We start from the raw sequence: 23,534 nt of genomic DNA on the forward strand, positions 1-23,534 counted from the left end.
CTGGCACCCGGGTCTGACAACGGCCCGGGACCGCCCGCCGGGCCCGCCGCGACACTCAGCGGAAGGTGTTGCACCGCGCCATGTCGCCGGTGCGGAAGCCCTGGTAGAACCAGTCCTGGCGCTGCTTCGCCGAGCCGTGCGTCCAGGACTCGGGGGTTACCCGGCCCTGGAAGCGCTCCTGGATCCGGTCGTCGCCGACCGCCGCCGCCGCGTCCAGGCCGTCCCGGATGTCGTCGTCCGTCAGCTTCTTGATCACCGGCCTGCCCTCCTCGTCGGGCGTCCGCGTGGCGTGGTGCGCCCACACCCCCGCGTAGCAGTCGGCCTGGAGCTCGACGCGGACGGCGTTGCTGCCCTCGCCCGTGCGGCCGTCCTGCGCCCGGCCCAGCGTGCCCATCAGGTTCTGCACGTGGTGCCCGTACTCGTGCGCCACGACGTACGCCTGCGCGAACGGGCCGCCGCTGGAGCCGAACTTCGTCCGCAGCTCCTCGAAGAACCCGAGGTCCAGGTAGACCCTCCGGTCGCCGGGGCAGTAGAAGGGCCCGACCGCCGACGACGCCGCGCCGCACGCCGTGCCGACGCGGCCGGTGAAGAACACGGTCTGCGCGGACGCGTACTGGCCCTGGCGGCGCGGGAACTCCTGGCGCCAGTAGTCCTGGACGCTGTTGACGACCGCGAGGACGCGGCAGTCCTCGCGGGCGTTCGCGTCCTTGCCCGTGTGGCAGCTCCGCTTGACCTCGGCGAGCGAGGAGGACGAGGCCGCGGGCTCCTCGCCGCCGTCCGTCAGACCGAGCTGGTCCGGACCCACGCCGAAGAAGAGACCGAGGAGCAGCGCGACCAGACCGGCGACGCCGCCGCCGATGGTCGCCTTGCCCCCGGGGACGCGGCTGCCGCGCACATCCCGCACCTCCGAGGAGTCAAGATTCGCGTCGTCGTCGAACTGCATGGGCGCACCACCCTCTGCCTCGCGTACGAGCCGCGCTGCCTCACCTGCGGGACGACGCTCCGCCACCCGCGCCGGACCCCGGCCACTTCATCCTGGTACGCCCCCCACCACCCGGCGCCGGACAGAGGTCCGAACGGGCTACGCCCCCCTGCCCCGCCGTGTCGCGCCCACCTCCGGACCCCTGCCGCCGAGCGCCGCGGTTACGCTCTGCGCCTGATCCGTGGCCAGGGGTACCGCTGCCGCTGCCGGAGGAGCGAGGGGCGCCATGACCACAGGTCCCGCCACCGCAGGTCCTACGGCGACAGGGCCTACGGCGACAGGGCCTACGGCGACAGGGCCCGTGACCGCGGCCCCACGACCACCGTGCCGACCGGACCGCCCGCCCCGACCGTTCCGCAAAGCCGTACCGAGGCACTGAAGCCGACCACAACGCCCCACCCGGCAGCCCGGCACTACGCCGAAGACCACCCGGAGACCCGCCCGGCAGGATCCCCGCGCCTCACCGGCCCGGCCCCCCGTCGCGGCGGCACGCTCCTGGTCGCCCAGCCCTGCCGCGACCGCGCGACGGCGTGGACCGCGCAGCTGGTCGCCGTGGACGGCTCCGGCCGGGCCGCCGGGGGCCGCGCCGGAAAAGCGGTTGCGGCGCCCCGTTAGAATTGGCCCATGGCCATTCTCCTGCTGCATTAGACGGCTGAGCGGCGCGCTCCGCGCGACAACGCATCGTGCATCGTCCTTGCCTTCCTCCAGCCGTCCATATCCCCTGTCCAGGAGTCTGACCCGTGATCACCGCCTCCGGTATCGAGCTGCGTGCCGGCGCCCGCATCCTCATCGAGAACGCCTCGTTCCGCATCGCCAAGGGCGACCGCGTCGGCCTCGTCGGCCGCAACGGCGCGGGCAAGACGACGCTCACGAAGTGCCTGGCCGGTGAGGGCACGCCGGCGGGCGGCACGATCAGCCGCTCCGGAGAGGTCGGCTATCTCCCGCAGGACCCGCGCACGGGCGACCTCGACGTCCTCGCCCGCGACCGCGTCCTGTCCGCGCGCGGCCTCGACGTCCTCATCCGCAAGATGCGCGAGAACGAACAGCGCATCGCGAACGGCTCGGGCGCCACCCGCGAGAAGGCCCTCAAGCAGTACGAGCGCCAGGAGACGGAGTTCCTCACCAAGGGCGGGTACGCCGCCGAGGCCGAGGCCGCCACCATCGCCGCCGCCCTGAACCTCCCGGACCGCGTGCTCGGCCAGCCCCTGCACACGCTCTCCGGCGGTCAGCGCCGCCGCATCGAGCTGGCCCGCATCCTCTTCTCGGACGCCGACACGCTGCTCCTCGACGAGCCGACGAACCACCTCGACGCCGACTCCATCGTCTGGCTGCGCGACTACCTGAAGACGTACCGCGGCGGCTTCATCGTGATCTCCCACGACGTCGACCTCGTCGAGACGGTCGTCAACAAGGTCTTCTACCTGGACGCCAACCGCGCCGCCATCGACGTCTACAACATGGGCTGGAAGCTCTACCAGCAGCAGCGCGAGTCGGACGAGAAGCGCCGCAAGCGCGAGCGTCAGAACGCCGAGAAGAAGGCCGCGGCCCTGCACTCGCAGGCCGACAAGATGCGCGCCAAGGCCACCAAGACCGTCGCCGCGCAGAACATGGCCCGTCGCGCCGACAAGCTCCTCGCGGGTCTCGAAGAGGTGCGCCAGAGCGACAAGGTCGCCAAGCTGCGCTTCCCCGAGCCCTCGCCCTGCGGCAAGACGCCCCTGACCGCCGAGGGCCTGTCCAAGTCGTACGGCTCCCTCGAGATCTTCACCGATGTGGACCTGGCCATCGACAAGGGTTCGCGCGTCGTCATCCTCGGCCTCAACGGCGCGGGCAAGACGACCCTCCTGCGGCTGCTCGGCGGCGTCGAGAAACCCGACACCGGCCAGGTCGTCGAGGGTCACGGCCTCAAGCTCGGGTACTACGCCCAGGAGCACGAGACCCTCGACCCCGAGCGCACGGTCCTGGAGAACATGCGCTCCGCGGCGCCCGACCTCGACCTGGTCGAGGTGCGCAAGACGCTCGGCTCCTTCCTGTTCTCCGGAGACGACGTCGACAAGCCCGCGGGCGTGCTCTCCGGCGGTGAGAAGACCCGGCTCGCGCTCGCGACCCTCGTCGTCTCCTCCGCGAACGTGCTCCTGCTCGACGAGCCCACGAACAACCTCGACCCGGCGAGCCGCGAGGAGATCCTGGGCGCCCTGCGCACCTACAAGGGCGCCGTCGTCCTTGTCACGCACGACGAGGGCGCCGTCGAGGCACTGCAGCCGGAGCGGATCATTCTGCTCCCGGACGGCGTCGAGGACCTGTGGGGCGCGGACTACGCCGACCTGGTGGCTCTCGCCTGACGATCCCCCGGTCGGGCCCGCCCCGGGCGCTTGCCGGGCGGGTCCGGAAGACCCCCGTCCGGGGTCCATCGGATGTGATCGAATGACTGATCCACTGCGTATGGATCATTCGGCCGATCCGTGATCCTTCATCTGTGTGAGGCGTCCTCGTACCGAGGTGTGGCATACACGGATTTCTCCGTCCCATGGGACCCGCAGGCCCGCCTTTCCTCGGCACGGCGCTGACCTGCCACTTCCTTGCAGAACCCATTCGGCGGTACGTCCCGCGACGTGCGGAATCGTTAATTCCGCTCGTGATGGCCGCTTGACTCCCGGCGAATCAAGTCGCATGGACCTTGCCGAATGGGTGGCCAGGAGGCTCGGAAGGGGTGATCATGAGAAGTCCAGAGCGCACTTCCCATGAGGAGGCACGGGTGGCCGAGACTCTGAAGAAGGGCAGCCGGGTTACCGGCGCCGCGCGCGACAAGCTCGCGGCAGACCTGAAGAAGAAGTACGACGGTGGTGCGAGCATCCGGGCGTTGGCCGAGGAGACCGGCCGTAGCTACGGGTTCGTCCACCGGATGCTCAGTGAGTCCGGAGTCACGCTGCGGGGACGCGGCGGGGCAACGCGAGGCAAGAAGGCCGCTTCCAGCTAGCCGACTTCCCGCGGCCGTCCGGCTCCGGGTGGTCCGATGTGGCCACCCGGTCGATCGGCTGATCGACCGGGTGGTTACTGTGCAGTCACTTGTGGGCGTGTCCGTGCCCGCAGGGCGCGCCGACACGCGTCCGCCAGGGCGCTGACCCGCGTGTGTCCACCATGACTGCACCCACCCGGAGGCACTGATGGCTTCGCCCGACAGCGATTCGCCCGAGAGCGGTCCGAGCGTCCCGAGCACGACGGCGCCGGTCCTCGACCGGGACGGCGTACGCCTCACGGTCGACGAGGCCGTCGCCACGGTGACGCTGACCAACGCGGCCAAGCGCAACGCCCAATCTCCCGCGCTGTGGCGGGCGTTGACCGAGGCCGGCCGGGTGCTGCCCGGCAGCGTCCGCGTGGTGCTGCTGCGCGGAGAGGGCAAGTCCTTCTCCGCGGGCCTCGACCGGCAGGCGTTCACGCCCGAGGGCTTCGACGGCGAACCGTCCTTCATCGACCTGGCACGCGGCGCGGACGACGAACTCGACGCGACCATCGCCGAGTACCAGGACGCCTTCACCTGGTGGCGGCGCGGCGACCTCGTGTCCATCGCCGCCGTCCAGGGGCATGCGATCGGTGCCGGGTTCCAGCTCGCCCTCGCCTGCGACCTTCGGGTCGCCGCCGACGACGCGCAGTTCGCCATGCGCGAGACCAGCCTCGGTCTGGTGCCCGACCTCACCGGCACCCACCCGCTGGTCTCCCTCGTCGGGTACGCCCGCGCCCTGGAGATCTGCGCCACGGGCCGCTTCGTCCATGCCGTCGAGGCCGAGCGCATCGGCCTCGCCAACCTCGTCGTGCCCGGCGACCAACTCGACGCCGCCGCACGGGACTTGGCCGCCGCGCTGCTCGCCGCGCCGCGCGACGCGGTCATCGAGACCAAGGCGCTCCTTCAGGGCGCCGTCGGACGCTCGTACGAGGAACAGCGCCAAGCCGAACGGGCCGCGCAGGCACGCAGGCTGCGGGACCTGGCGGGCATCGGGGATTAGGGCTGCCCGGCCGGACAGGCCCTCGGGGGTCCCTGGGCGTCAGCCCACCGCTGTGACCAGGACCGCCACCGACGGCCGGTCCGGCAGGGACTTGGCGACGGCCGCGCGGACCGCGCGGGCCACGTCCAGGGTGCGGTGCCGGGCGTCCGCCGCCAGCTCCACCCGGACGTGGCGGCGCGGCAGCGTGAGCGGCGCCTCGTGCTCCTCGAAGTGAACGGCCCGGGCCGGGCCGCCGAGGACACCCGCCAGCCGCGTCACGCCCGGCACCGCGAGGACGGCCCGAGCCACGCGCTCCTCGTCGTCGGCCGACGGTTCGTCCCCGCGGCCGGGGCGAGGAGCGGCGGGTCCTGCGACCGCGTCGTCGCCGGCCGAGAGGGCATCCGCCGAGGGCGTGCCCCCGGACACCGCCCTCGCGGGCACGGGGTCCTCTGGCGTCACGTCCCCCGGCGCGGCGTCCCCCTCGATCAGCCCCGTGATCCGCAGGTCCACCTCCGTCACCACCAGGCCCAGCCGCTCCGCCGCGGCCGAGCCGAGCGCCGCGCGCAGCCGGTCCGCGGCCGTGGCCAGCGGCTCGGCCGTCGCGGCCTGGAACTCCGCGCTGATCCGCAGCGGCCCCGGCGCCAGCGCGCTCGGCGGCGACGGCACCGCGGAGACGTACGCGTCCGGAGAGAGCGGTGCGGCGTGCGGCTCCGCGAGGGACACCCGCAGGCGGGTCACACGGGCCCCCACCACCCGCGCGGCCGAGTCGCGCAGCACCGAACGCGCCGCCGACTCCGCGAGCCAGGCGCCGTCACCCGGCCCGCCCAAGGGGAGCATCCGGCCGAGGCCGAGTTGGCGTCGTACCGCCGAGGTCCAACCGTCACCCGTCATGGGTCCAGCGTGCCGCATCCAGGGCGCGCCGGTCCCGGGCCGCGCTTAGTGTGGACGAAAGAGCAGATCCCCTGCTGAAAAGGACCACGCGATGACCGACACCGGAGAGCGCACGACGTCCCAGACGCTCGCGAAGGAGTCGCCCGACGATCACGGGACGGGCGGCACGGCACGGCGTGGGGGAGGCGACCCCGCGACGCGCGGGCGCACCAGCATCGCCGACGGTGTGGTCGAGAAGATCGCGGGCCTCGCCGCCCGCGACGTGGTCGGCGTGCACGCGATGGGCGGTGGCCTCGCGCGGACCTTCGGGGCCGTGCGGGACCGGGTGCCCGGCAGCTCGAAGTCGGTCACGCGCGGAGTGAAGGCCGAGGTCGGGGAGGTGCAGACGGCCCTCGACCTGGAGATCGTCGTCGACTACGGCGTCTCGATCGCCGATGTCGCCCGGGACGTACGCGAGAACGTCGTCGCCGCTGTCGAACGGATGACGGGCCTTGAGGTCGTCGAGGTGAACATCGCGGTGAGCGATGTGAAGCTGCCGGACGACGAGGACGACGAGCAGGCGTCACGGCTTCAATAGGAGCGGCTGCCCGCGGCGGCGGGCCGTTCGCGCCCGCGGGTGAGGCCCGAGCGTGGCCCTTGGCCGCGTGCCGTACACCGCGGGTGTTCCGCGCCCGCGGTGAGGCGGTCCCGCCGCGCGGCCTGGGTATGCGAGAAGCACGGGGCGGACGCGGCGGCGGGCGCGGACGCCGGGGAGCACGAGGCGCGCAGGAGCGAAGGAGCGCACGATGAGCTTTGCCGTGATCGGCATGATCGCCGGAATGGCCCTCGGATTCGCCGGGTACTTCGGCGGGTTCGGGGCCTTCCTCCTGGTGGCCGCCCTGGGCGCCATCGGGTTCGTGGCCGGGCGGTTCCTGGAAGGGGACCTGGAGCCGGGGGACTTCTTCCGCACCCGCGGCGACCGGCGGCGCTGAGCGGTGGCCGCCGACGTCGTGGGGCAGGTACCGCCCGGCGAGCGCGGCGCGACCCGGATCGCCGACCGCGTCGTCGCGAAGATCGCCGCACGCGCGGCCCGTGAGGCGCTGCCCGTGCTGCCCGAGGAGGCGGCTCCGCCGCACGCCACCGTGAGCGTGCGGCCCCCGGCCGGCGGCTCCGCCCGGTCGGGCGAGACCCCGCACGGGAGCGCGCGCGTCCGCGTCAGCGTCGAACTCGACTACCCCAGCGACATCGGCCGCCAGTGCGGCGCGGTGCGTCACCGGGTCGTCGAACGGGTAAAGGCGTTGGCGGGCATGGAAGTGCCCGAGGTCGCGGTCCAGGTGGAGCGGTTGCACTCGGCGCAGGCGCGGGCCGCGGCGCAGGGGAGGACCCGATGAGCGAACCCCGGACCGGCGGAACCGACCTGACCAAACAGGGCGAGGCCGTGCCCGTCATCGAGCGCGCCGAACCCGAACTCGACCAGTCCGCGTCCGCGGCCGCCTACCAGCCGCTGCCCACCCTCGGCGACGAGGACGGCTCCCCCCGCTTCTGGTCGGCGCGGCGCGTGCCCGCGGGGCTGCTCGCGCTGCTGATCCTCGGCGGGGCCGGGCTGCTCCTGTACGACATCGTCGCCGTGCGCGCCGACCACCCCGCGATGCGGTGGCGCCGCGACCTCGCCCGCGAGCTGGCCGAACGGCCCCTCGACAGCACCGCGGTGCTCGCCGGCGCCGCCGCGGCCGCCGCCGTCGGCCTCTGGCTTCTCGTCCTCGCCGTGACGCCCGGTCTTCGCGCCCTGCTCCCGATGCGGCGCACCCACGCCGACGTGCGGGCCGGGCTCGACCGGGGCGCCGCCGCGACGGCCCTGCGGGACCGGGCCATGGACGTGTCGGGCGTACGGTCGGTACGCGTCCGCATGAGCCGCTCCAAGGCGGACGTGCGGGCCGTCTCGCACTTCCGTGAACTCGACGACGTACGCGGCGACTTGGACGCCGCCCTCGCCGACGCCATCCACGACCTCGGGCTCGGCAGGCCGCCCGCGCTGTCCGTGCGGGTGGCGCGGCCGGGCCGGAAGGGGTGAGCGCACCATGCTGCGGACCGTGAACCGTGTGCTCCTCGGCCTCATCGGCCTCGCCCTCGTCCTGCTCGGCGGGTCCGTCCTCGCCGTCGGGCTCGGCGTCGAGCCGCCCTCGTGGTGGGTGCACGACTCCCGCGACGACGTGCTGCTCAGCGACGCCGATCGGGCGCGGTGGCGGGACGACGGCTGGTGGTGGCCCACCGTCATCGGTGTGCTCGCCGCCGTCGTGCTGCTCGCCCTGTGGTGGCTCACCGCCCAGCTGCGGCGGCGGCGCCTCGCGGAGGTGCTCGTCGAGACCGGGGACGGGGAGGGCGCGTTGCTGCGGGGGCGGGCCATGGAGGGCGTCCTCGAGACCGAGGCCGCCGCCCTCGACGGCGTCGAGCGCGCCCGGGTGCGGCTCACCGGGCGGCGCAACGCGCCCGAGGCGCGGGTCGGGCTCGTCCTCGGCGCGGACGCCGTGCCGGCGGAGGCCCTGCATCGCACCTGCGAGGAGGCGTTGGCGCATGCGCGGGACTCCGCGGGCCTGGGGCGGCTGCCGGCGACGGTGCTGTTGCGTGCGGTGCGGCATCGCGCCGAGCGCGTCAGCTGACCAGCCGCACGCGCGGCCTCCGCCCCGCCGCTGCGCGGCGGCTTCCCCCACCCGCCCGCCCGTTTCTGTGGGGCCCGGCTCACCCCCGCGCGGCTTCCGCTGTCCGGCTTGGCCTCGTGCCCGGTCTGGCCCTTGTCGTGGGCGGCTCCCGCCCCGCCGCTGCGCGGCGGCTTCCCCCACCCGCCCGCCCGTTTCTGTGGGCCCCGGCTCACCCCCGCGCAGCTCCCGGCCGCCGACTTCACCCCGATCCCGAGCCCCGATCCCGAGCCCCGATCCCGAGCCCCAAGCCCGCTCCCGCTCCCGACCCCGAGCTTGCCCCGGCCCCGCCCGGCGGGCTCGCGCCGCGCGGCCGTGCCTTCGGGGAGCCGCACTTGGGCACCTGCCGCCCGTGGCCCCGGGGCGTTCGGGCCTGCGGGTGCCGGCCGTCCAACTCGGACCCCCGCGGGGCCCACCCCGCGTCCCACGGCAAACGGGTGGGAGAGGCCCCGCCGCGGTAGCGGCGGGCGCCGGCCGCCCGGCCGCAGACGGCGGCCTAGAAGCCGTGGCGGGCGCCGCCGTCCACGGGGAGCATCACGCCGGTGAGGTAGGACGCCGCGGGGGAGAGGAGGAACGCGGCGGTGCGGCCGAACTCCTGGGGGGTGCCGTAGCGGCGCAGCGGGATGCGGGACTCGTGGGCCGTGCGGGTCGCCTCCGGGTCGGCGGAGAACCCGTCGAGCTCGCGGACGCGGTCCGTGTCGATGCGGGCCGGCAGGAGGCCGACCACACGCACGCCGCGCGGCCCCAACTCGTCGGCGAGGGACTTCGCGAAGCCCGCGAGGCCGGGGCGCAGGCCGTTGGAGACGGTCAGGCCGGGGATCGGCTCGTGCACGGACGCGGACAGGACGAAGCCGATGACGCCGCCCTCGCCCAGCTCCGCCGCGGCGGTACGGGCGAGACGTACCGCACCGAGGAAGACGGAGTCGAACGCGGCCTGCCACTGCTCGTCGGTGTTGTCGGCGACGAAGCCGGGCGGCGGCCCGCCGACGCTGATGAGGACGCCGTCGAAGCCCCCGAAGTGCTCACGCGCCGCTGCCACGAGCCGTTCCGCGGTGCCCGGATCGGCGTTGTCCGCGCCGACCCCCACCGCGTTCGGGCCGAGCTCCGCGGCCGCCGCGGCGGCCGTCTTCTCGTCGCGCCCGGTGAGGACGACCTTCGCGCCGTCCGCGACCAGCTCACGGGCGGCCGCGTTGCCGAGGCCACGGGTGGCGCCGGTGACGACGTACACACGGTTGTTCAGTCCAAGATCCATGGTCCTATCCTGCCGCGTCCGGGCCGAAGAGGGCGAGGGCGGTGCCCACGAGCCCCACGTGGCTGAAGGCCTGCGGGAAGTTGCCCAACTGCCGCGCGGCCACGGGGTCGTACTCCTCCGCGAGCAGCCCCACGTCGTTGCGGAGCGCGAGCAGTCGCTCGAAGATGTCGCGGGCCTCCTTGGTGCGACCGGTCAGGTGCAGCGCGTCGGCGAGCCAGAAGGAGCAGACGACGAAGGTCCCTTCGCCGCCGGGCAGCCCGTCCACGTTGTCCGCGGGGGCGGTGGGGTCGACAGCGGCAGGAGGGGCGGCGCCGCCCGCATCCCCCGCCCCGCTGGCGCCCGCCCCGACTCCCGTAGCCGTGTAGCGCCGCAGCAATCCCTCCCGTGTGCTCAGCTCCTCCCGCACCGCCTCGATCGTGCCGAGCACCCGCGGGTCGTCGGGCGGCAGGAACCCCACGCGGGGGATCAGCAGGAGCGCGGCGTCCAGTTCGCGGGAGCCGTACGACTGCGTGAAGGTGCGGCGTTTCGCGTCGTAGCCGCGCGCGCAGACCTCCGCGTGGATGTCGTCGCGCAGGCGGCGCCAGCGCGTCACGTCGCCGTGCAGCGCGGGGTCGTCCTCCATCGCGCGCACGGTGCGGTCCGCGGCGACCCAGGCCATCACCTTGGAGTGCACGAAGTGCCGGCGCGGGCCGCGTACCTCCCACAGGCCCTCGTCCTTCTCGCGCCAGCAGTGCCGCAGGAACTCCATGAGCGAGAGCTGGAGCCGCCAGCCGTGCGGGCGGGTGATCATGCCCGAGCGGCGGGCCAGTGTCAGGGAGTCGACGACCTCTCCGTAGACGTCGAGCTGGCGCTGTCTGACCGCCCGGTTGCCGATGCGCACCGGCGCCGAACCCTCGTACCCGGGCAGCCACCCCGCCTCGTACTCGGGCAGCCGTCGCTCACCCGCGAGGCCGTACATGATCTGGAGGTCGGCGGGGTCGCCCGCCACCGCGCGCAGCAGCCAGTCGCGCCACGCCTCGGCCTCCTCCAGATAGCCCGCGGCGAGCAGCGCGCCGAGCGTGAGGGTGGAGTCGCGCAGCCAGCAGTAGCGGTAGTCCCAGTTGCGGACGCCGCCGATCTCCTCGGGCAGGGAGGTGGTGGGGGCGGCGACGATGCCGCCGGTCGGGGCGTAGGTGAGGGCCTTGAGCGTGATCAGGGAGCGGACGACCGCGTCGCGGTGCGGTCCTTCGTAGCGGCAGTGGGCCGCCCAGGCCTGCCAGTCCGCGACGCTGTCACGCAGGGCCTGTTCGGTGTCGAGCAGCCTCGGGGTCGGTTCGTGCGAGGGGTGCCAGGTGAGGACGAACGTCACGCGTTCCCCGGCGGCCACGGTGAACTCGGAGTACGTGGTGAAGTCGTGGCCCTCCGTGCGGACCGGCGGATCGGTGCGCAGCCACACGGAGTCGGGGCCGGCGACCGCCACCCGGTGGCCGTCGGCGCGGCGCATCCAGGGCACGATCGAGCCGTGGTCGAAGCGCAGCCGGAGCGTGCTGCGGACGGTCACCTCGCCCTTGAGTCCCTCGACGACGCGGACGAGGTCGGGGGCGCGGTCGCGCTGCGGCATGAAGTCGGTCACGCGGACCGAGCCGTCCGGGGTGTCCCACTCGGTGTCGAGGACGAGGGTGTCCGGGCGGTAGGCGCGGCGGGCGCACACGTCGGCTTCCTTCGGCGCGACGCGCCAGTGCCCGTGCTCGTCGTCGCCCAGGAGCGCGGCGAAACAGGCTCCCGAGTCGAAGCGCGGCAGACACAGCCAGTCCACCGAACCGGTCCGGGAGACCAGGGCGGCCGTCTGGTGGTCGCCGATCAGGGCGTAGTCCTCGATGGGGCGGCGCGGTCGTTGTGACACGAGTGACGGCTTCCCGGTTGGGCGGCGCGTCAACCGGGGCCCGAGGGAGAAGGGGCGGGAACAGCCGGAACCAGGTCGAGGGCGGGCCTGGCGGGAACGGGGTCGGGCCCCGCCGGAACGGGGTCGAGGGCGGGGCCGGGAGCGGTGCGCGTCCCCGCCGCGCCGGTCGGCCGCGCGCGGTGGGACGGCGGCGTCAGGCCGTCGCGGGGGAAGCCCGCCCGGCCTCCGCGCCCTGCCCGCCCCCGTCCTCGGCTCCCTGCTCGCCCACGGCGTCCTCGGCCCCCCGCTCGCCTTCGGCGTCCTCGGCGCTCTGCCGGCCTTCGGCGTCCTCGGCCCCCGGCTCGGCCTCCGCGCCTGCGGCGCCCGCTGCGACCTCCGTGCCCTCCGCGCGTCCCTCGGGCTTCTCCGCCGCCGACCGCGCGGCCGCCTCAAGCCGGTCCTTGCGCTCGCGCCGGACCAGGACGATCCAGCCCGCGGGCACCCCGGCGGCGAACAGCCACCACTGCACGGCGTACGCCATGTGCGCCCCGATGCCGCTGTGGTCGGGCTCGGCGAGGAGCTGGGGGGAGTCGCTGCGCGGCGCGGTCTGCTCGATGTAGCCGCCGAGGACCTTCTTGCCCAGGGCGTGTGCCTGCTGCCCACTGCTGATCAGCATGATCTGGCGATCGGGCAGTCCGCGTACGTCCTTGATGCCGCTGGCCGCGGACGTCTCGTCGGCCATGAGGCGGCCGGTGACGGTGATCTCGCCGCGGGGCGGGGCGGGGACCTTGGGGAAGGCGGTCTGGGGGCCGTCCGCCGGGATCCAGCCGCGGTTGACGAGCAGCACCTTGCCGTCGTCGAGGACGAACGGGGTCAGGACGTGGAAGCCGACCTCGTCGTCGGAGTTGGTGCGGCGGCGCACGACGACCTCGTCCTCGGGGTCGAAGGTGCCCTTGGCCGTCACCCGGCGGTACACCGCGGAGTCCGGTACGTCACGGCCCGGCGCGGTCAGCCGCTCGGCGGGGACCGGCGCGGCGTCGAGCGCCCTGCCGATCCTGTCGTTGTGCGCCACGCGCCTCTCGTGGCGGTGCAGCTGCCAGAAGCCCAGCTCGATCATCACGGGGATGAGGACGAGGCCGACGAGGGTGAGGATCACCCACTGGCGGGTCAGGAGGAAGCGGTACACGGCTTCGACGTTACCCCGCGTGCGAAAGCCCCCCGACGGGAGGGGGCCCGCTCAGCTTGTTCTTTTGCCTCTGGCCTCGAACGTTGCCTCGTGCGGCCTCGCTCATCCGGGGATCGGCCATCCGGGGATCGGCCATCCGGGGATCGGCCATCCGGGGATTGGCCGAGCACGCTGCCAGCCTTCGTATGACCATGCGTGCCGCCACGGAATCACGTTCATACGAAAGCCGCGGAAGTGAGTCCGGTGGGCCACGATGCCCGGCGGGACGCGTTCGACCTCACGGACGCGATGCTCTGCGAGGACAGGCCGGTGACCTCGCCGGTCGACCTGACACTGACGGCCTGACGGCCGAGCACCGGCGCGGGCACGGAGCGATGTACGGCGCGCTCCACCAGGGCCGTATGGACGCGGTCCGGCTGCGCAAGGCCCTGGCGATGCTGCCCAAGGCCGCCGCGGGTTCAGGAACATCCGCCCGCGACCGCACTGCCCGGCCCGTGCGCCCGAACCGTCAACTCCGTTCCCAGGAAGCCCACTTGGCTCGAAGAACCGCCCCCCCCGCCACCCGCTGCGACGTGGGCGGAACGACCGGACGCCCCGACTCCATCGCGGAACGCAATCAGCCCAAACCTCACAAACCATAAGGAACGAGCCCAGAAACAGCCTGGGAGGTGTTCGGCGTACTTCCAATGGCCTAGTGATGGGGCGGGTCCGAGGCGAGGGGCGCACGCTGAGCGTATGCCCCACATGCGAAATGCGGCGTGGTGCGCTCTCGCGCTCGCCCTCACCGCGACGGCCTGCGCGAGCAGCGCCGCCCAGACCGCGCCGTCCGGGTCATCCCCTTCACCCGTTGCTTCCGGGCCCAAGCCGTTCCCGTCGGTGCCGAGCATTCAGGAGTGCCGGAAGGCACTCCACAGCCCCTGCTACACGCCGGACGTGGTACGCACGGCGTACGGCATCGACAAGCTCAATCGCCAGGGACTGACCGGCAAGGGGCGCGTCATCGCGATCTATGACCAGTTCGTGCCGCCCTCGCTGGAGCGGGATCTGGAGAAGTTCAGCGAGGCGATGAACCTGCCGAAGCCGGAGCTGACGATCAGGAAGATCAACTCGGGCGGCTCGGCGGCCCCGTTCGACGCCGCCAACGAGTCGATGGCCGCGGGCGCCATGGAAACCACCCTCGATGTGCAGATGGCGCACATGATGGCGCCGGACGCCAAGATCGTGGTCGGACAGCTCGCCCTGCCCAAGGCACCGCCCAACCGCCCTGACCGGCCGCTCCTGACCCACATGCCGTCCAAGGAGGCCAAGGAGAGCGGGGAGGGGATGGCGGAGCTGTTCGCCGGGGCCTTCGCGGAGATGGTCAAGCAGGACAGTCCCGATGTCATCTCGGTCAGTTACTCCGCACAGGAGTACCAGGCCGCGGGCAACACCCACGAGCCGGTGGCCGCGTTCGAGAAGGCGAGCAAGGTCTTCGCCGACCTGGTCGGCTCGGGCGTCACGTTGGTGTCCGGCGCCGGTGACTGGGGTGCGGCGCCCACGATCGGCGAGGACGGCAAGCGGGTCAGGTCGACGAGTTGGCCCGGATCGGATCCGGCTTTCCTGTCGCTCGGCGGATCCCGGCTGCATCTGGACGCCGACGGCAAGCGGACCGGCCCGGACACCGTGTGGAACGACTCCACGGCGCGTGGCGGGGCCACCGGCGGGGGCCCGTCGCAGACCTTCCGCCGCCCGGCGTACCAAGAGAGCGTGCGTGACGTGGTCGGTGATCGGCGCGGCACCTCGGATGTGTCCATGGACGGCTCCGCCTCCGGCGGCACGCTCATCTACCAGAGCTTCCTTCCCGCCGGGGCCGGCTGGCTGCCCCTGGGGGGCACGAGCGAGTCGACCCCGCTGTTCGCCGCGGTCGTCGCGCTCGCGGGCGAGAAGGCGGGCAAGCGCCTGGGCGACATCCACGACGAGCTGTACGAGCTGGCCCAGGATCCCAAGGGCGGCATCGTCGACATCACCGAGGGCGACAACGGCCCCGACGGCTTCGAGGCCACCAAGGGCTACGACCTCGCCTCCGGCCTGGGCACCGTCGATGCGGCACGGTTCGTGCCGGCCCTGGCAGCCGCGGTGTCCTGAACCGAGTCCCGCTCGCCGGAGGCCGGCCACGCGTTTCCGGCCCGGATGGTCACCAGTGCCGTGAAGCCGTGGTCCGACGAGGTCTCGGCCATCGTGGAGTCGGACGACTTCGAGCGGTTCGATGCGGCCCACGACCGCGTTCCCCAGGAGCCGACACTCGTGTCGCCTTCCGGGGCGGCAGCCGACTTCCTTCTGCGCATCAACGGCAGCGAGGCGTGGTTCCGGTGGAGCGACGAGCCCTTCGGAGGTTGAAACTCAGGCTCAGACCCTGTCGACGATGCCCACCCGACCCTCCGCGCGGGCACAGTGCGCCCCGCAGTACCAGTGGCCCTCGACCTCCACGCCCTGCCCGATGATGCGGCACCGGCAGTGCTCGCAGATGGGCGCCATGCGGTGGATGGCGCAGGCGAAGCAGTCGAAGACGTGCACCGCGCCCTGCGCGTGCACCTCGAAGGACATGCCGTAGTCGTTTCCGCAGACCTCGCAACGTGCCATGGGCCACAGAGTGGGACGCGGCGGCGGCGCGGGGCGAGCGACGGGCGGGCGAGTCGCCCCGCAATCACCCGTCTGACGCGGACCGTGTGGCGGTCATCTTTCCGACCGGGTCCGCGCCGGGGCGTCCGCCGGGGCCACGTCCTGGAGGAGTTGGCCGAAGGCCGCTTCGTCGATGACCGGCGTGCCGTACGCCCGGGCCTTCGTCGTCTTCGACGTGCCCGAGTCCGGGTCGTTGGTGACGAGCAGGCTCGTCAGCCGCGACACGCTCGTCGCGATGTGCAGGCCCGCCTCGAACGCCCGGTCCTCCAGGAGCTCGCGGTCCACGGAGGTGTCCCCGGAGAAGGCGACGCGCATGCCCTGCTTGAGGGGCTTGCCGTCCTCCCACCGCCCGGGGTTCGGGAACGGACAGGCGGGGCGCTTGCGGGAGGGGCGCCAACTGCCGGGCTGGTACGAGGAGTACCCCGCGTACGACGGAGACGCCGAAGGGGCGCCGGACCCGGGGGAGCGGCCGCCCTGACGGCCGATGCGGGCGCCGTCCGACCACTCGGTCAGCGGGCGGCACTCCAGGAGCGGCAGCCGCACGCCCCCGCTCGCCGCCGCCCGCAGGCTCGGCCGGAACGCCTCGGCGAGGACCCGGGCGTCGTCGAGGGCGTGGTGGGCGTGGCGCTGGACGACGCCGAAGTGGGCCGCGAGGGACTCCAGCTTGTGGTTGGGCAGCGGCAGGCCGAGCTCCTTGGAGAGCGCGATGGTGCACAGGCGCTGACGGACGGGGGCGGTGCGCTCCGCGCGGGCGTACTCCCTGGCGATCATCGACCAGTCGAAGACGGCGTTGTGCGCGACGAGGACGCGGTCCGCGAGGCGGGTCGCGAACTCCTCGGCGATGTCGGCGAAGAGCGGGGCGTCGGCCAGTTTGTCGCTCGTCAGGCCGTGGATCCAGACCGGGCCGGGGTCGCGCTGCGGGTTCACCAGTGTGTACCAGTGGTCCTCGACCTCGCCGCGGGCGTCCAGGCGGTAGACCGCGGCCGAGATGATCCGGTCGTCTCTGGACAGGCCGGTGGTCTCGACGTCGACGACCGCGTACCCCGAAGGGTAGGCGGTCGGCCAGGGGGTCTCGGACCCCGGCGCGGACGCGTCGGTCGTCGCCGGGGATTCCGGGGTCGCCGGAGTCGCGGTCGGCGCCGTCGGCGGTGCGGTCGTGCGGTCTTCGAGCATGGTCCATGAGGATACGGGCCGCGACCGACAGTCAGGTCCCTGGGCCGGGCAGTCGTCCCGCGGAAGGGGCGGGCGCCGCTCGGGGCGCCGGGGGTGTCAGTCTCCTGAGGGGGGTTCGAGCAACCCCGCCACCAGCGCCCGCACCGACAGCGTGAACAGCCGCTCCGTGTCCGGCGGCCGGGCGAGGGCGCGGGCGAGGGCCGGGTCCTGCTCGGCGGCCCGCGTGTCCCACAGCTCCCCTTCGCCGGGGCGTTGCACCGGCGCGCGCTCGCGGTTGCGCTCGACCAGGACGTGGCCGACGACATGCACCTGGACGGCGCGCACCGCGTCGGCGGCCCGGGCGCCGCGCAGCCCCGCCGCGTGCACCTCGTGCACCAGGGCCCGCTGCGCGGGCAGGAACATCCGCTCCGTCAGGCCGCGTTCGTGGACCATCGCGATGAGGTGCGGGTGGTCGCGAAGGAGCCGGCGCAGGGCGCGCGCCACGGACGCGATGCGCCGGGCGGGCGTGCTCCCCCGGGGGCGGATCTCGCCGAGGTCGGCGACGGTCCGCTCGACGAGGGCGTCCAGGAGCTGCTCGCGGTTGCCGACGTGCCAGTAGATCGAGGTGACGGCCGTGCCGAGCTCGGCGGCGAGCCCCCGCATGGTCAGGGCGGCGGGGCCGTGCTGCTTGACGAGGCCCGCGGCGGCGGCCAGGACCTGGTCCCGGTCCAGCTGCGCACGCGTCTCTTTACCCTTCACGGCTCCTGTTGTAACTGTGTTACAGAACCCCCGCAAGTATCTGACAGTCCGTCGGCGAAGGGTGGTACGGCATGGCACGCGTACGCTACGGCGCGCGCACCGAGGCCGAGATGGCCGCGACGCGCACCGCGCACACCAAGCTCCCCGACATCTGGTCCACGGGTGTCGTGGCCGTGTGGGAGAGCGACCCGGACGCGGTGGCGGCGGTCCTGCCACCGCCCCTGAAGCCCAGGGACCGGCCCCTGGTGCGGGTCGGCGTCAGCCGGGTGGAGCTCGCCGGGTATCCGCTGGGCGCGGGTTCCGTGGCCGTCGCCGCGGAGCACGGCGGCGTGGCCGGCTGGTATCCGCTGGTGATGCCGATGACGCACGAGCGCGCCCTGACCGGCGGCCGCGAGGTCTTCGGCGAGCCCAAGAAGCTGGGCGAGGTCACCGTCGAGCGCGACGGACTCGTGGTGCGGGCCGCCATGGCCCGGCACGGCATCGCGTTCGTGGAGGTGCGCGGCGCCGTGAGCGGCGGCCTGCCGCTGCCGGAGCCCGCGCGGAAGACCGACTTCTACTTCAAGTTCCTGCCCGCGGTGGACGGTTCGGGCTTCGACGCGGACCCGGTGCTCGTGCACTGCGTACGCGAGGAGCGGGTCCGCAGGCTGGAGAGCGTCACCGGGGACGTGGTGCTGCGCGAGTCGATGTACGACCCGGTGGCGGACCTGCCCGTGCGCCGCCTGGTGGAGATCACCATCGGCGAGAAGACCAGCGACCAGCGGGGCCGGGTGGTGGAGCGCGTCGACGCGCAGGCGCTGCTTCCTTACGTCCACCAGCGCTACGACGACCCGCGGCAGGTCCTGGACGGCCCGCCCGAGGGGAGCGTCTGACATGGAGCTGCGCGCCGGGCAGGTCGCCGTCGTCACGGGTGCGGCGAGCGGCGTCGGGCTCGCCCTCGCACGGCGGTTCGCGGCGGACGGCCTCACCGTCGTGCTCGCCGACGTCGAGGAGGGCGCTCTGGAGAAGGCCGCGGCCGCCCTGCGCGCGGACGGGGCGGCCGTGCACGCGCGCGTGGTCGACGTCGGCGTGCGCGAGCAGGTCGTCGCGCTCGCCGACGACACCTACGACCGGTTCGGGGCCGTGCACGTTCTGTGCAACAACGCCGGGGTCGGCTCCGGCGCCGAGGGCCGGATGTGGGAGCACGACCCGAACGACTGGAAGTGGGCCTTCGAAGTCAACGTGTGGGGCGTCTTCCACGGCATCCAGGCGTTCGTGCCGCGCATGCTCGCGGGCGGCGACGAGGGCCACGTCGTCAACACCTCCTCCGGGGACGGCGGCATCGCGCCGCTGCCGACGGCGTCCGTGTACGCGGTCACCAAGGCGGCCGTCGTGACGATGACGGAGTCCCTGTACGCGCACCTCAAAGCTGAGCACGCGCGCGTGGGCGCCTCCGTGCTCTTTCCCGGGCCGCACATGCTGCGCACCGGCCTGTGGGAGTCGCACCGCAACCGCCCCGAGCGGTACGCCAAGTCCCGCCCCCGCAGGACGCCCTACCGCAGCCTCGGCCAGTGGGAGGCGGCCATGCGGGAGGCCGGGCAGGAGGTCGCGTTCACGCCCGTGGAGGACGTCGCGGACCTCGTGGCCGAGGGCGTCGCGGCGGGCCGCTTCTGGCTGCTGCCCGCGAGCGAGCACAGCGACCGGCAGATCAAGGCCCGGGCGCAGTCGATGCTCGGCCGGACCGACCCGTCGTACCTGGAGAGCTTCATCCTGGACTGAGGGAGCCGTCATGACGGACCCGCACGACACCCGAGAACCCCGGCAGGGGTTCGAAGAGCCCTACCTGATCGTGTCCTCCGACTGCCACGCCGGCCTGCCCACCGAGGAGTACCGGCCCTACCTGGACGCCCGGTTCCACCGGGACTTCGACGAGTTCCTCGGCGGGCGCGAGCGGCGCCGCGAGGAGATGACCCGGCTCGGCATCCGCAACGAGGCCTTCGCCGACCGGTGGTTCAGCGACAACGAGGAAGGCCTCAGGGGCGGCTGGGACCCCGCGCAGCGGCTCAAGGAGCTGGACGGCGACGGGGTGGCCGCGGAAGTCGTCTTCCCGGACGCCGACGCCGTGGACAGCCGGACCGCCGCGCCCTTCGGAGTGGGCCTCGGCCTCTCCGGCGACCAGGACCCCGAACTCGGCATGGCGGGCGCCCAGGCGCACAACCGCTGGCTCGCCGACTTCGTGTCGGGCAACCCCGAACGGCACTGCGGCGTCGCCCTGCTGCCCGTCACCGGCGAGGTCGACCGGGTCGTCGCCGAGATCCACCGCGCCAGGGAGTCGGGGCTCGGCGCCCTGATGATCCCCTCCATGTGGGTCGACAAGGCGCCCTACCACGACCGGCGTTACGACCCCGTATGGTCCGCCGCGGCCGAGTGCGCGATGCCCGTGCTCACCCACTCCGGGGCGGCGCCCCGCGAGGAGTACGGCGACCACCTCGGCATCTACGTCTCCGAAGTGACCTGGTGGCCCGCCCGGCCACTGTGGTTCCTGCTCTGGTCCGGGGTCTTCGAGCGGCACCCGGGGCTCAGGTTCGGGGTCGCGGAGTCGGGCTGCTGGTGGCTGCCGAACCTGCTGTGGTTCATGGACCGGCTCTACCTGGGCGCGCACGGCGGCAAGAAGCTGTCGCCGTTCGCCGAGCTGAAGCGCCCGCCGCACGAGTACCTGGACCGGCAGATCTTCGTCTGCGCCACCAACACCAAACGCCGTGAGCTGGCCCAGCGCTACGAGATCGGCGTCGACAACATCCTCTGGGGCAGCGACTTCCCGCACCCCGAGGGCACCTGGCCCGACACGCGCGCGTGGCTCGCGAAGACCTTCCACGACATCCCCGTCGCCGAGACCCGCCGCATGCTGGGCCTCGCCGCAGCCGAGGTCTTCGGCTTCGACACCGCGAAGCTCGCCCCGCTGGCCCGCCGCATCGGACCGGCCCCCGCCGACCTCGGCCAGGACCCCGACCAGCGCGCCGTCGATGCCTCCTGGGCCCGCTCGCGCGAGACGGGCCGCCACTGGCTGACCGGCCACGACTTCCCGACGCTCGGGGTGACCCCATGACGTACACCGACACGACGTACACCGGCACCGACCGCTACACCGTCATCTCCGCCGACTGCCACGCCGGCGCCGACCTCCTCGACTACAGGCCCTACCTGGAAACCCGCCACCACGACGCCTTCGACGCCTGGGCGGCCACCTACGTCAATCCGTACGAGGACCTGCTCGCCGACACCGCCGACCGCAACTGGAACTCCGAGCGCCGCCTCGCCGAGCTGGAGGCCGACGGCATCGTCGCCGAGGTCGTGTTCCCGAACACCATCCCGCCGTTCTTCCCCTCGGCGTCCCTGATGGCCCCGGCGCCCACCCGGCAGGAGTACGAGCAGCGCTGGGCGGGCCTGCGCGCCCACAACCGCTGGCTCGCGGACTTCTGCGCGGCGGCGCCCGGGCGGCGGGCGGGCGTCTTCCAGATCCTGCTCAACGACGTCGAGGAGGCCGTCAAGGAGGTCCGCCGGTGCGTCGGCGCGGGCCTCACTGGCGGGGTCCTCGTGCCCGGTACGCCGCCGGGGTCGGGCCTGCCCGAGCTGTACTCGCAGACGTACGACCCGCTGTGGGCGGTCTGCGCGGAGCTCGGCGTGCCCGTGAACCACCACGCGGGCTCGGCCTCGCCGCCGCTCGGCGACGAGCCCGCCGCACGCGCGGTGTTCATGGTGGAGACGACGTGGTTCTCCCACCGGGCGCTGTGGCACCTGATGTTCGGCGGCGCGTTCCGGCGCCACCCCGAGCTGAAGCTGGTCCTCACCGAGCAGGGCTCCGGCTGGATCCCGGGCGTGCTCGCGATGCTGGACTACTACCACGGGCGGCTCGTCGCGGCCGTCGCGCGCCGTGACACCGCCGAGTCCAAGTTCGGCGCCGGGCTCTTCGAGGCCATGGGCAAGGGGCCGTCCGAGGTGTGGCGGGAGAACTGCTTCGTGGGCGCGAGCTTCATGCGGCCGCACGAGGCGGCGGTGCGCGACCGCGTCGGCCTCGACAAGATCATGTGGGGCAGCGACTACCCGCACGACGAGGGCACCCACCCCTTCTCGCGCGAGGGCCTGCGCGCCGCCTACGCGGGCCTGCCCCCGGCCGAGGTCGCGGCCATGGCGGGCGGCAACGCGGCCCGCGTGTACGGCTTCGACCTGCGTCGGCTCGACGCGATCGCGGCCCGGGTCGGGCCCACCGTCCAGGAGCTCGCCGAACCCCTGAAGGAGACACCGGCCGGGGCGACGAGCCCGGTGTTCGCGCCCGGCGGGCAGACCAGGGTCTGGTGAACCTCCCGGTGCGCCGCTGCCGCGCGGGCGGCGCACCGGGTGAGACCCTCCCCAGATGAGCGAGAAGGCGCCGGCCCCCGACCACGACGAGGCCCACGGCGGTGCGCTCGGCACCCGCCTCAACTGGCTGCGGGCCGCGGTGCTCGGCGCCAACGACGGCATCGTGTCCACCGCGGGCCTCGTCGTCGGCGTCGCCGGTGCCACCAGCGAGCGCGCCACGATCCTGACGGCGGGCCTCGCCGGACTGCTCGCCGGGTCGATGTCGATGGCCGCGGGCGAGTACGTCTCGGTGTCCACCCAGCGCGACTCCGAGAAGGCCGCCCTCGCCCTGGAGAAGCGCGAACTGCGCGAGCAGCCGGAGGCCGAACTCGCCGAGCTGACCGACCTGCTCGAAGGGCGCGGGCTCAGCCGCGACGTGGCCCGCGAGGCCGCCGAACAGCTCACCGAGCGGGACGCGCTGCGCGCCCACGCGCGCGTGGAGCTCGGCATCGACCCCGACGCGCTGACCAACCCCTGGCACGCCGCGTGGGCGAGCTTCCTCGCGTTCACCGCGGGCGCGCTGCTGCCGCTGCTCGCCATGGTGCTCCCGCCGGCCGACTGGCGCCTCGGCGTCACCGTCCTCTCGGTCCTCGGCGCGCTCGCCCTCACCGGCCTCAGCAGCGCCCGGCTCGGCTCCGCGGCGGTGCGGCCCGCCGTCGTGCGGAACGTGGCGGGCGGGGCGCTCGCGATGGCGGTGACGTACGGGGCGGGGGCGCTGCTCGGCGCGGCCGGGGTGTGAGGCGGAGGTACGGACCTGGGCCCCGCGAGCGGTGGAGCGCGGCCCCGCATTGGTGGAGATCGCCAAAAACCGATGCCGTACCCGCGGTAATACTTATCGGTAACAACCTCTAGCGGCAGCCCAGAGGCCGTTCTACCGTGCACGCATGTCCCCGAACCTGCCCGATGTCGTGCTGTGGTCCATCCCCGCCTTCGTGGTGCTCACGGTCGTCGAGATCATCAGCCACCGTGTCCACCCCGACGAGGACGCCGCCGGGTACGAGACCAAGGACGCCGCCACCAGCATCACCATGGGGCTCGGCAGTCTGGTCTTCGACTTCCTCTGGAAGATCCCGATCGTCGCCGTCTACTCCGGGGTGTACGCGCTGACGCCGCTGCGCGTGCCCGTCCTGTGGTGGACGATCCCGCTGATGCTGCTCGCGCAGGACTTCTTCTACTACTGGTCGCACCGCGGCCACCACGTCATCCGCGTCCTGTGGGCCTGCCACGTGGTGCACCACTCCAGCGAGAAGTTCAACTTCACCACCGCGCTCCGCCAGCCCTGGACGAGCCTGACGGTGTGGCCGTTCTACCTGCCGCTGATCGCGCTCGGCGTGCACCCCGCGGCCCTCGCCTTCTGCTCCGCGACGAACCTCGTCTACCAGTTCTGGATCCACACCGAACGCATCGGCAAGCTGCCCCGGCCCATCGAGTACGTCTTCAACACACCGTCCCACCACCGCGTCCACCACGCGTCCCAGGGCGGCTACCTGGACCGCAACTTCGGCGGCATCCTGATCGTCTGGGACCGCCTCTTCCGCTCCTGGGTCCCCGAGACCGACCGCCCGGTCTACGGCCTCACGAAGAACATCACGACGTACAACCCGCTGCGCGTCGCCACCCACGAGTACGCGGCGATCGCCAGGGACCTGAAGCAGGCGGCCACCTGGAGCGACCGGGCGGGCCACGTCTTCCGGGGACCGGGCTGGCAGCCGCCCCAGTCACCGACCGCCGCGCCGACGCGGGAACGCACGACGGAGCCCGCGGCGTGAGCCG

Annotated in this window: 23 protein-coding genes and 2 pseudogenes; 17 read left to right on the plus strand and 8 right to left on the minus strand. The window is 73.4% G+C overall.

Annotation, left to right across the window (positions count from 1 at the left end; all coding sequences use genetic code 11):
• Positions 1 to 55 precede the first annotated feature (55 nt).
• A complete protein-coding gene (gene ypfJ / locus QUY26_RS31180; protein ID WP_289952563.1) occupies positions 56 to 943 on the minus strand; it encodes a KPN_02809 family neutral zinc metallopeptidase in 888 nt (295 codons plus the stop codon).
• A gap of 779 nt (positions 944 to 1,722) precedes the next feature.
• Here ypfJ and abc-f point away from each other — a divergent pair.
• The 3 genes from abc-f (at position 1,723) to QUY26_RS31195 (ending at position 4,980) form a co-directional block, all read left to right on the plus strand.
• Positions 1,723 to 3,321, plus strand: a complete 1,599-nt coding sequence (abc-f, locus tag QUY26_RS31185) for a ribosomal protection-like ABC-F family protein (protein ID WP_289952564.1) — start codon at positions 1,723 to 1,725, stop codon at positions 3,319 to 3,321.
• 413 nt (positions 3,322 to 3,734) lie between these two features.
• Positions 3,735 to 3,956: a helix-turn-helix domain-containing protein gene (locus QUY26_RS31190; protein WP_016645426.1), complete on the plus strand. Its 222-nt coding sequence runs from the start codon at positions 3,735 to 3,737 to the stop codon at positions 3,954 to 3,956.
• A gap of 187 nt (positions 3,957 to 4,143) precedes the next feature.
• Positions 4,144 to 4,980 carry an enoyl-CoA hydratase/isomerase family protein gene (locus QUY26_RS31195; protein WP_289952566.1) on the plus strand — a complete coding sequence of 279 codons (837 nt, stop codon included), beginning with the start codon at positions 4,144 to 4,146 and terminating at the stop codon, positions 4,978 to 4,980.
• Positions 4,981 to 5,019: 39 nt separating this feature from the next.
• On the opposite strand, the gene QUY26_RS31200 is transcribed toward QUY26_RS31195, so the two are convergent.
• On the minus strand, positions 5,020 to 5,850 hold the full coding sequence (locus QUY26_RS31200) for a nucleopolyhedrovirus P10 family protein (protein WP_289952568.1): 831 nt from the start codon (positions 5,848 to 5,850) through the stop codon (positions 5,020 to 5,022).
• Positions 5,851 to 5,941: 91 nt separating this feature from the next.
• On the opposite strand from QUY26_RS31200, the gene QUY26_RS31205 reads away from it, so the two are divergent.
• The 5 genes from QUY26_RS31205 to amaP all read left to right on the plus strand — a co-directional run bounded on the left by QUY26_RS31205 (position 5,942) and on the right by amaP (position 8,486).
• A complete protein-coding gene (locus QUY26_RS31205; RefSeq protein ID WP_289952570.1) occupies positions 5,942 to 6,427 on the plus strand; it encodes an Asp23/Gls24 family envelope stress response protein in 486 nt (161 codons plus the stop codon).
• A gap of 208 nt (positions 6,428 to 6,635) precedes the next feature.
• Positions 6,636 to 6,821 (plus strand): hypothetical protein, encoded by a 186-nt coding sequence (locus QUY26_RS31210; RefSeq protein WP_289952572.1) that lies wholly within the window; start codon positions 6,636 to 6,638, stop codon positions 6,819 to 6,821.
• A gap of 3 nt (positions 6,822 to 6,824) precedes the next feature.
• Positions 6,825 to 7,220, plus strand: coding sequence for an Asp23/Gls24 family envelope stress response protein (locus QUY26_RS31215; protein ID WP_289952573.1), 396 nt, complete (start codon positions 6,825 to 6,827; stop codon positions 7,218 to 7,220).
• Positions 7,217 to 7,900, plus strand: coding sequence for a DUF6286 domain-containing protein (locus QUY26_RS31220; RefSeq protein WP_289952575.1), 684 nt, complete (start codon positions 7,217 to 7,219; stop codon positions 7,898 to 7,900). Before QUY26_RS31215 ends, QUY26_RS31220 begins: the two co-directional genes overlap by 4 nt.
• Positions 7,901 to 7,907: 7 nt before the next feature.
• Complete coding sequence (gene amaP, locus QUY26_RS31225; RefSeq protein WP_289952576.1) at positions 7,908 to 8,486, plus strand: alkaline shock response membrane anchor protein AmaP; 579 nt, start codon at positions 7,908 to 7,910, stop codon at positions 8,484 to 8,486.
• 532 nt (positions 8,487 to 9,018) lie between these two features.
• Here amaP and QUY26_RS31230 read toward each other — a convergent pair.
• The 3 genes and pseudogenes from QUY26_RS31230 to QUY26_RS31240 form a co-directional block, all read right to left on the minus strand.
• Positions 9,019 to 9,774 (minus strand): SDR family oxidoreductase, encoded by a 756-nt coding sequence (locus tag QUY26_RS31230; protein ID WP_289952577.1) that lies wholly within the window; start codon positions 9,772 to 9,774, stop codon positions 9,019 to 9,021.
• A 4-nt stretch (positions 9,775 to 9,778) separates the two neighbouring features.
• Positions 9,779 to 11,656 carry a glycoside hydrolase family 15 protein gene (locus QUY26_RS31235; protein WP_289952578.1) on the minus strand — a complete coding sequence of 626 codons (1,878 nt, stop codon included), beginning with the start codon at positions 11,654 to 11,656 and terminating at the stop codon, positions 9,779 to 9,781.
• 391 nt (positions 11,657 to 12,047) lie between these two features.
• Positions 12,048 to 12,821 (minus strand): annotated as a pseudogene (locus tag QUY26_RS31240) (SURF1 family cytochrome oxidase biogenesis protein); the annotation flags it as partial.
• A 288-nt stretch (positions 12,822 to 13,109) separates the two neighbouring features.
• Between QUY26_RS31240 and QUY26_RS31245 the strand changes: the two are divergent.
• The 3 genes and pseudogenes from QUY26_RS31245 to QUY26_RS31260 all read left to right on the plus strand — a co-directional run.
• Positions 13,110 to 13,271 (plus strand): annotated as a pseudogene (locus tag QUY26_RS31245) (NF041680 family putative transposase); the annotation flags it as partial.
• A 285-nt stretch (positions 13,272 to 13,556) separates the two neighbouring features.
• Complete coding sequence (locus tag QUY26_RS31255) at positions 13,557 to 14,945, plus strand: S53 family peptidase (protein ID WP_289956431.1); 1,389 nt, start codon at positions 13,557 to 13,559, stop codon at positions 14,943 to 14,945.
• 45 nt (positions 14,946 to 14,990) lie between these two features.
• Entirely contained in the window at positions 14,991 to 15,197 is a 207-nt protein-coding gene (locus tag QUY26_RS31260; RefSeq protein WP_289952582.1) for a hypothetical protein, read from the plus strand.
• A 9-nt stretch (positions 15,198 to 15,206) separates the two neighbouring features.
• Here QUY26_RS31260 and QUY26_RS31265 read toward each other — a convergent pair whose 3' ends face one another.
• The 3 genes from QUY26_RS31265 to QUY26_RS31275 form a co-directional block, all read right to left on the minus strand.
• Positions 15,207 to 15,440, minus strand: a complete 234-nt coding sequence (locus tag QUY26_RS31265) for a hypothetical protein (protein ID WP_087883543.1) — start codon at positions 15,438 to 15,440, stop codon at positions 15,207 to 15,209.
• A gap of 93 nt (positions 15,441 to 15,533) precedes the next feature.
• Positions 15,534 to 16,652 carry a DEDDh family exonuclease gene (locus tag QUY26_RS31270; RefSeq protein WP_289952587.1) on the minus strand — a complete coding sequence of 373 codons (1,119 nt, stop codon included), beginning with the start codon at positions 16,650 to 16,652 and terminating at the stop codon, positions 15,534 to 15,536.
• 96 nt (positions 16,653 to 16,748) lie between these two features.
• Entirely contained in the window at positions 16,749 to 17,390 is a 642-nt protein-coding gene (locus QUY26_RS31275; protein ID WP_289952589.1) for a TetR/AcrR family transcriptional regulator, read from the minus strand.
• Positions 17,391 to 17,461: 71 nt separating this feature from the next.
• On the opposite strand from QUY26_RS31275, the gene QUY26_RS31280 reads away from it, so the two are divergent.
• The 6 genes from QUY26_RS31280 (at position 17,462) to QUY26_RS31305 (ending at position 23,530) form a co-directional block, all read left to right on the plus strand.
• Positions 17,462 to 18,259: an acetoacetate decarboxylase family protein gene (locus tag QUY26_RS31280; RefSeq protein WP_289952591.1), complete on the plus strand. Its 798-nt coding sequence runs from the start codon at positions 17,462 to 17,464 to the stop codon at positions 18,257 to 18,259.
• Position 18,260: 1 nt separating this feature from the next.
• Positions 18,261 to 19,145: an SDR family NAD(P)-dependent oxidoreductase gene (locus tag QUY26_RS31285; RefSeq protein WP_289952592.1), complete on the plus strand. Its 885-nt coding sequence runs from the start codon at positions 18,261 to 18,263 to the stop codon at positions 19,143 to 19,145.
• Between the two features lie 10 nt (positions 19,146 to 19,155).
• A complete protein-coding gene (locus tag QUY26_RS31290; protein WP_289952594.1) occupies positions 19,156 to 20,472 on the plus strand; it encodes an amidohydrolase family protein in 1,317 nt (438 codons plus the stop codon).
• A complete protein-coding gene (locus QUY26_RS31295) occupies positions 20,469 to 21,722 on the plus strand; it encodes an amidohydrolase family protein (RefSeq protein WP_289952595.1) in 1,254 nt (417 codons plus the stop codon). The genes QUY26_RS31290 and QUY26_RS31295 overlap by 4 nt, the downstream gene beginning before the upstream one ends.
• Before the next feature lie 55 nt (positions 21,723 to 21,777).
• Positions 21,778 to 22,500: a VIT1/CCC1 transporter family protein gene (locus QUY26_RS31300; protein ID WP_289952596.1), complete on the plus strand. Its 723-nt coding sequence runs from the start codon at positions 21,778 to 21,780 to the stop codon at positions 22,498 to 22,500.
• 145 nt (positions 22,501 to 22,645) lie between these two features.
• A complete protein-coding gene (locus QUY26_RS31305; protein WP_289952597.1) occupies positions 22,646 to 23,530 on the plus strand; it encodes a sterol desaturase family protein in 885 nt (294 codons plus the stop codon).
• The last annotated feature ends 4 nt before the right edge of the window (positions 23,531 to 23,534 follow it).

Source organism: Streptomyces flavofungini (genome assembly GCF_030388665.1).
In the GTDB taxonomy this organism is placed as follows: domain Bacteria; phylum Actinomycetota; class Actinomycetes; order Streptomycetales; family Streptomycetaceae; genus Streptomyces; species Streptomyces flavofungini_A.

What these genes read in the sequence shown, in the direction of transcription:
- amaP (WP_289952576.1), top strand. Translation starts at nt 7,908, where the DNA reads ATGCTGCGGACCGTGAACCGTGTGCTCCTCGGCCTCATCGGCCTCGCC.
- QUY26_RS31280 (WP_289952591.1), top strand. Translation starts at nt 17,462, where the DNA reads ATGGCACGCGTACGCTACGGCGCGCGCACCGAGGCCGAGATGGCCGCG.
- QUY26_RS31290 (WP_289952594.1), top strand. Translation starts at nt 19,156, where the DNA reads ATGACGGACCCGCACGACACCCGAGAACCCCGGCAGGGGTTCGAAGAG.
- QUY26_RS31255 (WP_289956431.1), top strand. Translation starts at nt 13,557, where the DNA reads ATGCCCCACATGCGAAATGCGGCGTGGTGCGCTCTCGCGCTCGCCCTC.
- QUY26_RS31285 (WP_289952592.1), top strand. Translation starts at nt 18,261, where the DNA reads ATGGAGCTGCGCGCCGGGCAGGTCGCCGTCGTCACGGGTGCGGCGAGC.
- QUY26_RS31200 (WP_289952568.1), bottom strand. Translation starts at nt 5,850, where the DNA reads ATGACGGGTGACGGTTGGACCTCGGCGGTACGACGCCAACTCGGCCTC.
- QUY26_RS31260 (WP_289952582.1), top strand. Translation starts at nt 14,991, where the DNA reads ATGGTCACCAGTGCCGTGAAGCCGTGGTCCGACGAGGTCTCGGCCATC.
- QUY26_RS31195 (WP_289952566.1), top strand. Translation starts at nt 4,144, where the DNA reads ATGGCTTCGCCCGACAGCGATTCGCCCGAGAGCGGTCCGAGCGTCCCG.
- ypfJ (WP_289952563.1), bottom strand. Translation starts at nt 943, where the DNA reads ATGCAGTTCGACGACGACGCGAATCTTGACTCCTCGGAGGTGCGGGAT.
- QUY26_RS31300 (WP_289952596.1), top strand. Translation starts at nt 21,778, where the DNA reads ATGAGCGAGAAGGCGCCGGCCCCCGACCACGACGAGGCCCACGGCGGT.
- QUY26_RS31230 (WP_289952577.1), bottom strand. Translation starts at nt 9,774, where the DNA reads ATGGATCTTGGACTGAACAACCGTGTGTACGTCGTCACCGGCGCCACC.
- QUY26_RS31210 (WP_289952572.1), top strand. Translation starts at nt 6,636, where the DNA reads ATGAGCTTTGCCGTGATCGGCATGATCGCCGGAATGGCCCTCGGATTC.
- QUY26_RS31220 (WP_289952575.1), top strand. Translation starts at nt 7,217, where the DNA reads ATGAGCGAACCCCGGACCGGCGGAACCGACCTGACCAAACAGGGCGAG.
- QUY26_RS31265 (WP_087883543.1), bottom strand. Translation starts at nt 15,440, where the DNA reads ATGGCACGTTGCGAGGTCTGCGGAAACGACTACGGCATGTCCTTCGAG.
- QUY26_RS31205 (WP_289952570.1), top strand. Translation starts at nt 5,942, where the DNA reads ATGACCGACACCGGAGAGCGCACGACGTCCCAGACGCTCGCGAAGGAG.
- QUY26_RS31295 (WP_289952595.1), top strand. Translation starts at nt 20,469, where the DNA reads ATGACGTACACCGACACGACGTACACCGGCACCGACCGCTACACCGTC.
- QUY26_RS31270 (WP_289952587.1), bottom strand. Translation starts at nt 16,652, where the DNA reads ATGCTCGAAGACCGCACGACCGCACCGCCGACGGCGCCGACCGCGACT.
- QUY26_RS31305 (WP_289952597.1), top strand. Translation starts at nt 22,646, where the DNA reads ATGTCCCCGAACCTGCCCGATGTCGTGCTGTGGTCCATCCCCGCCTTC.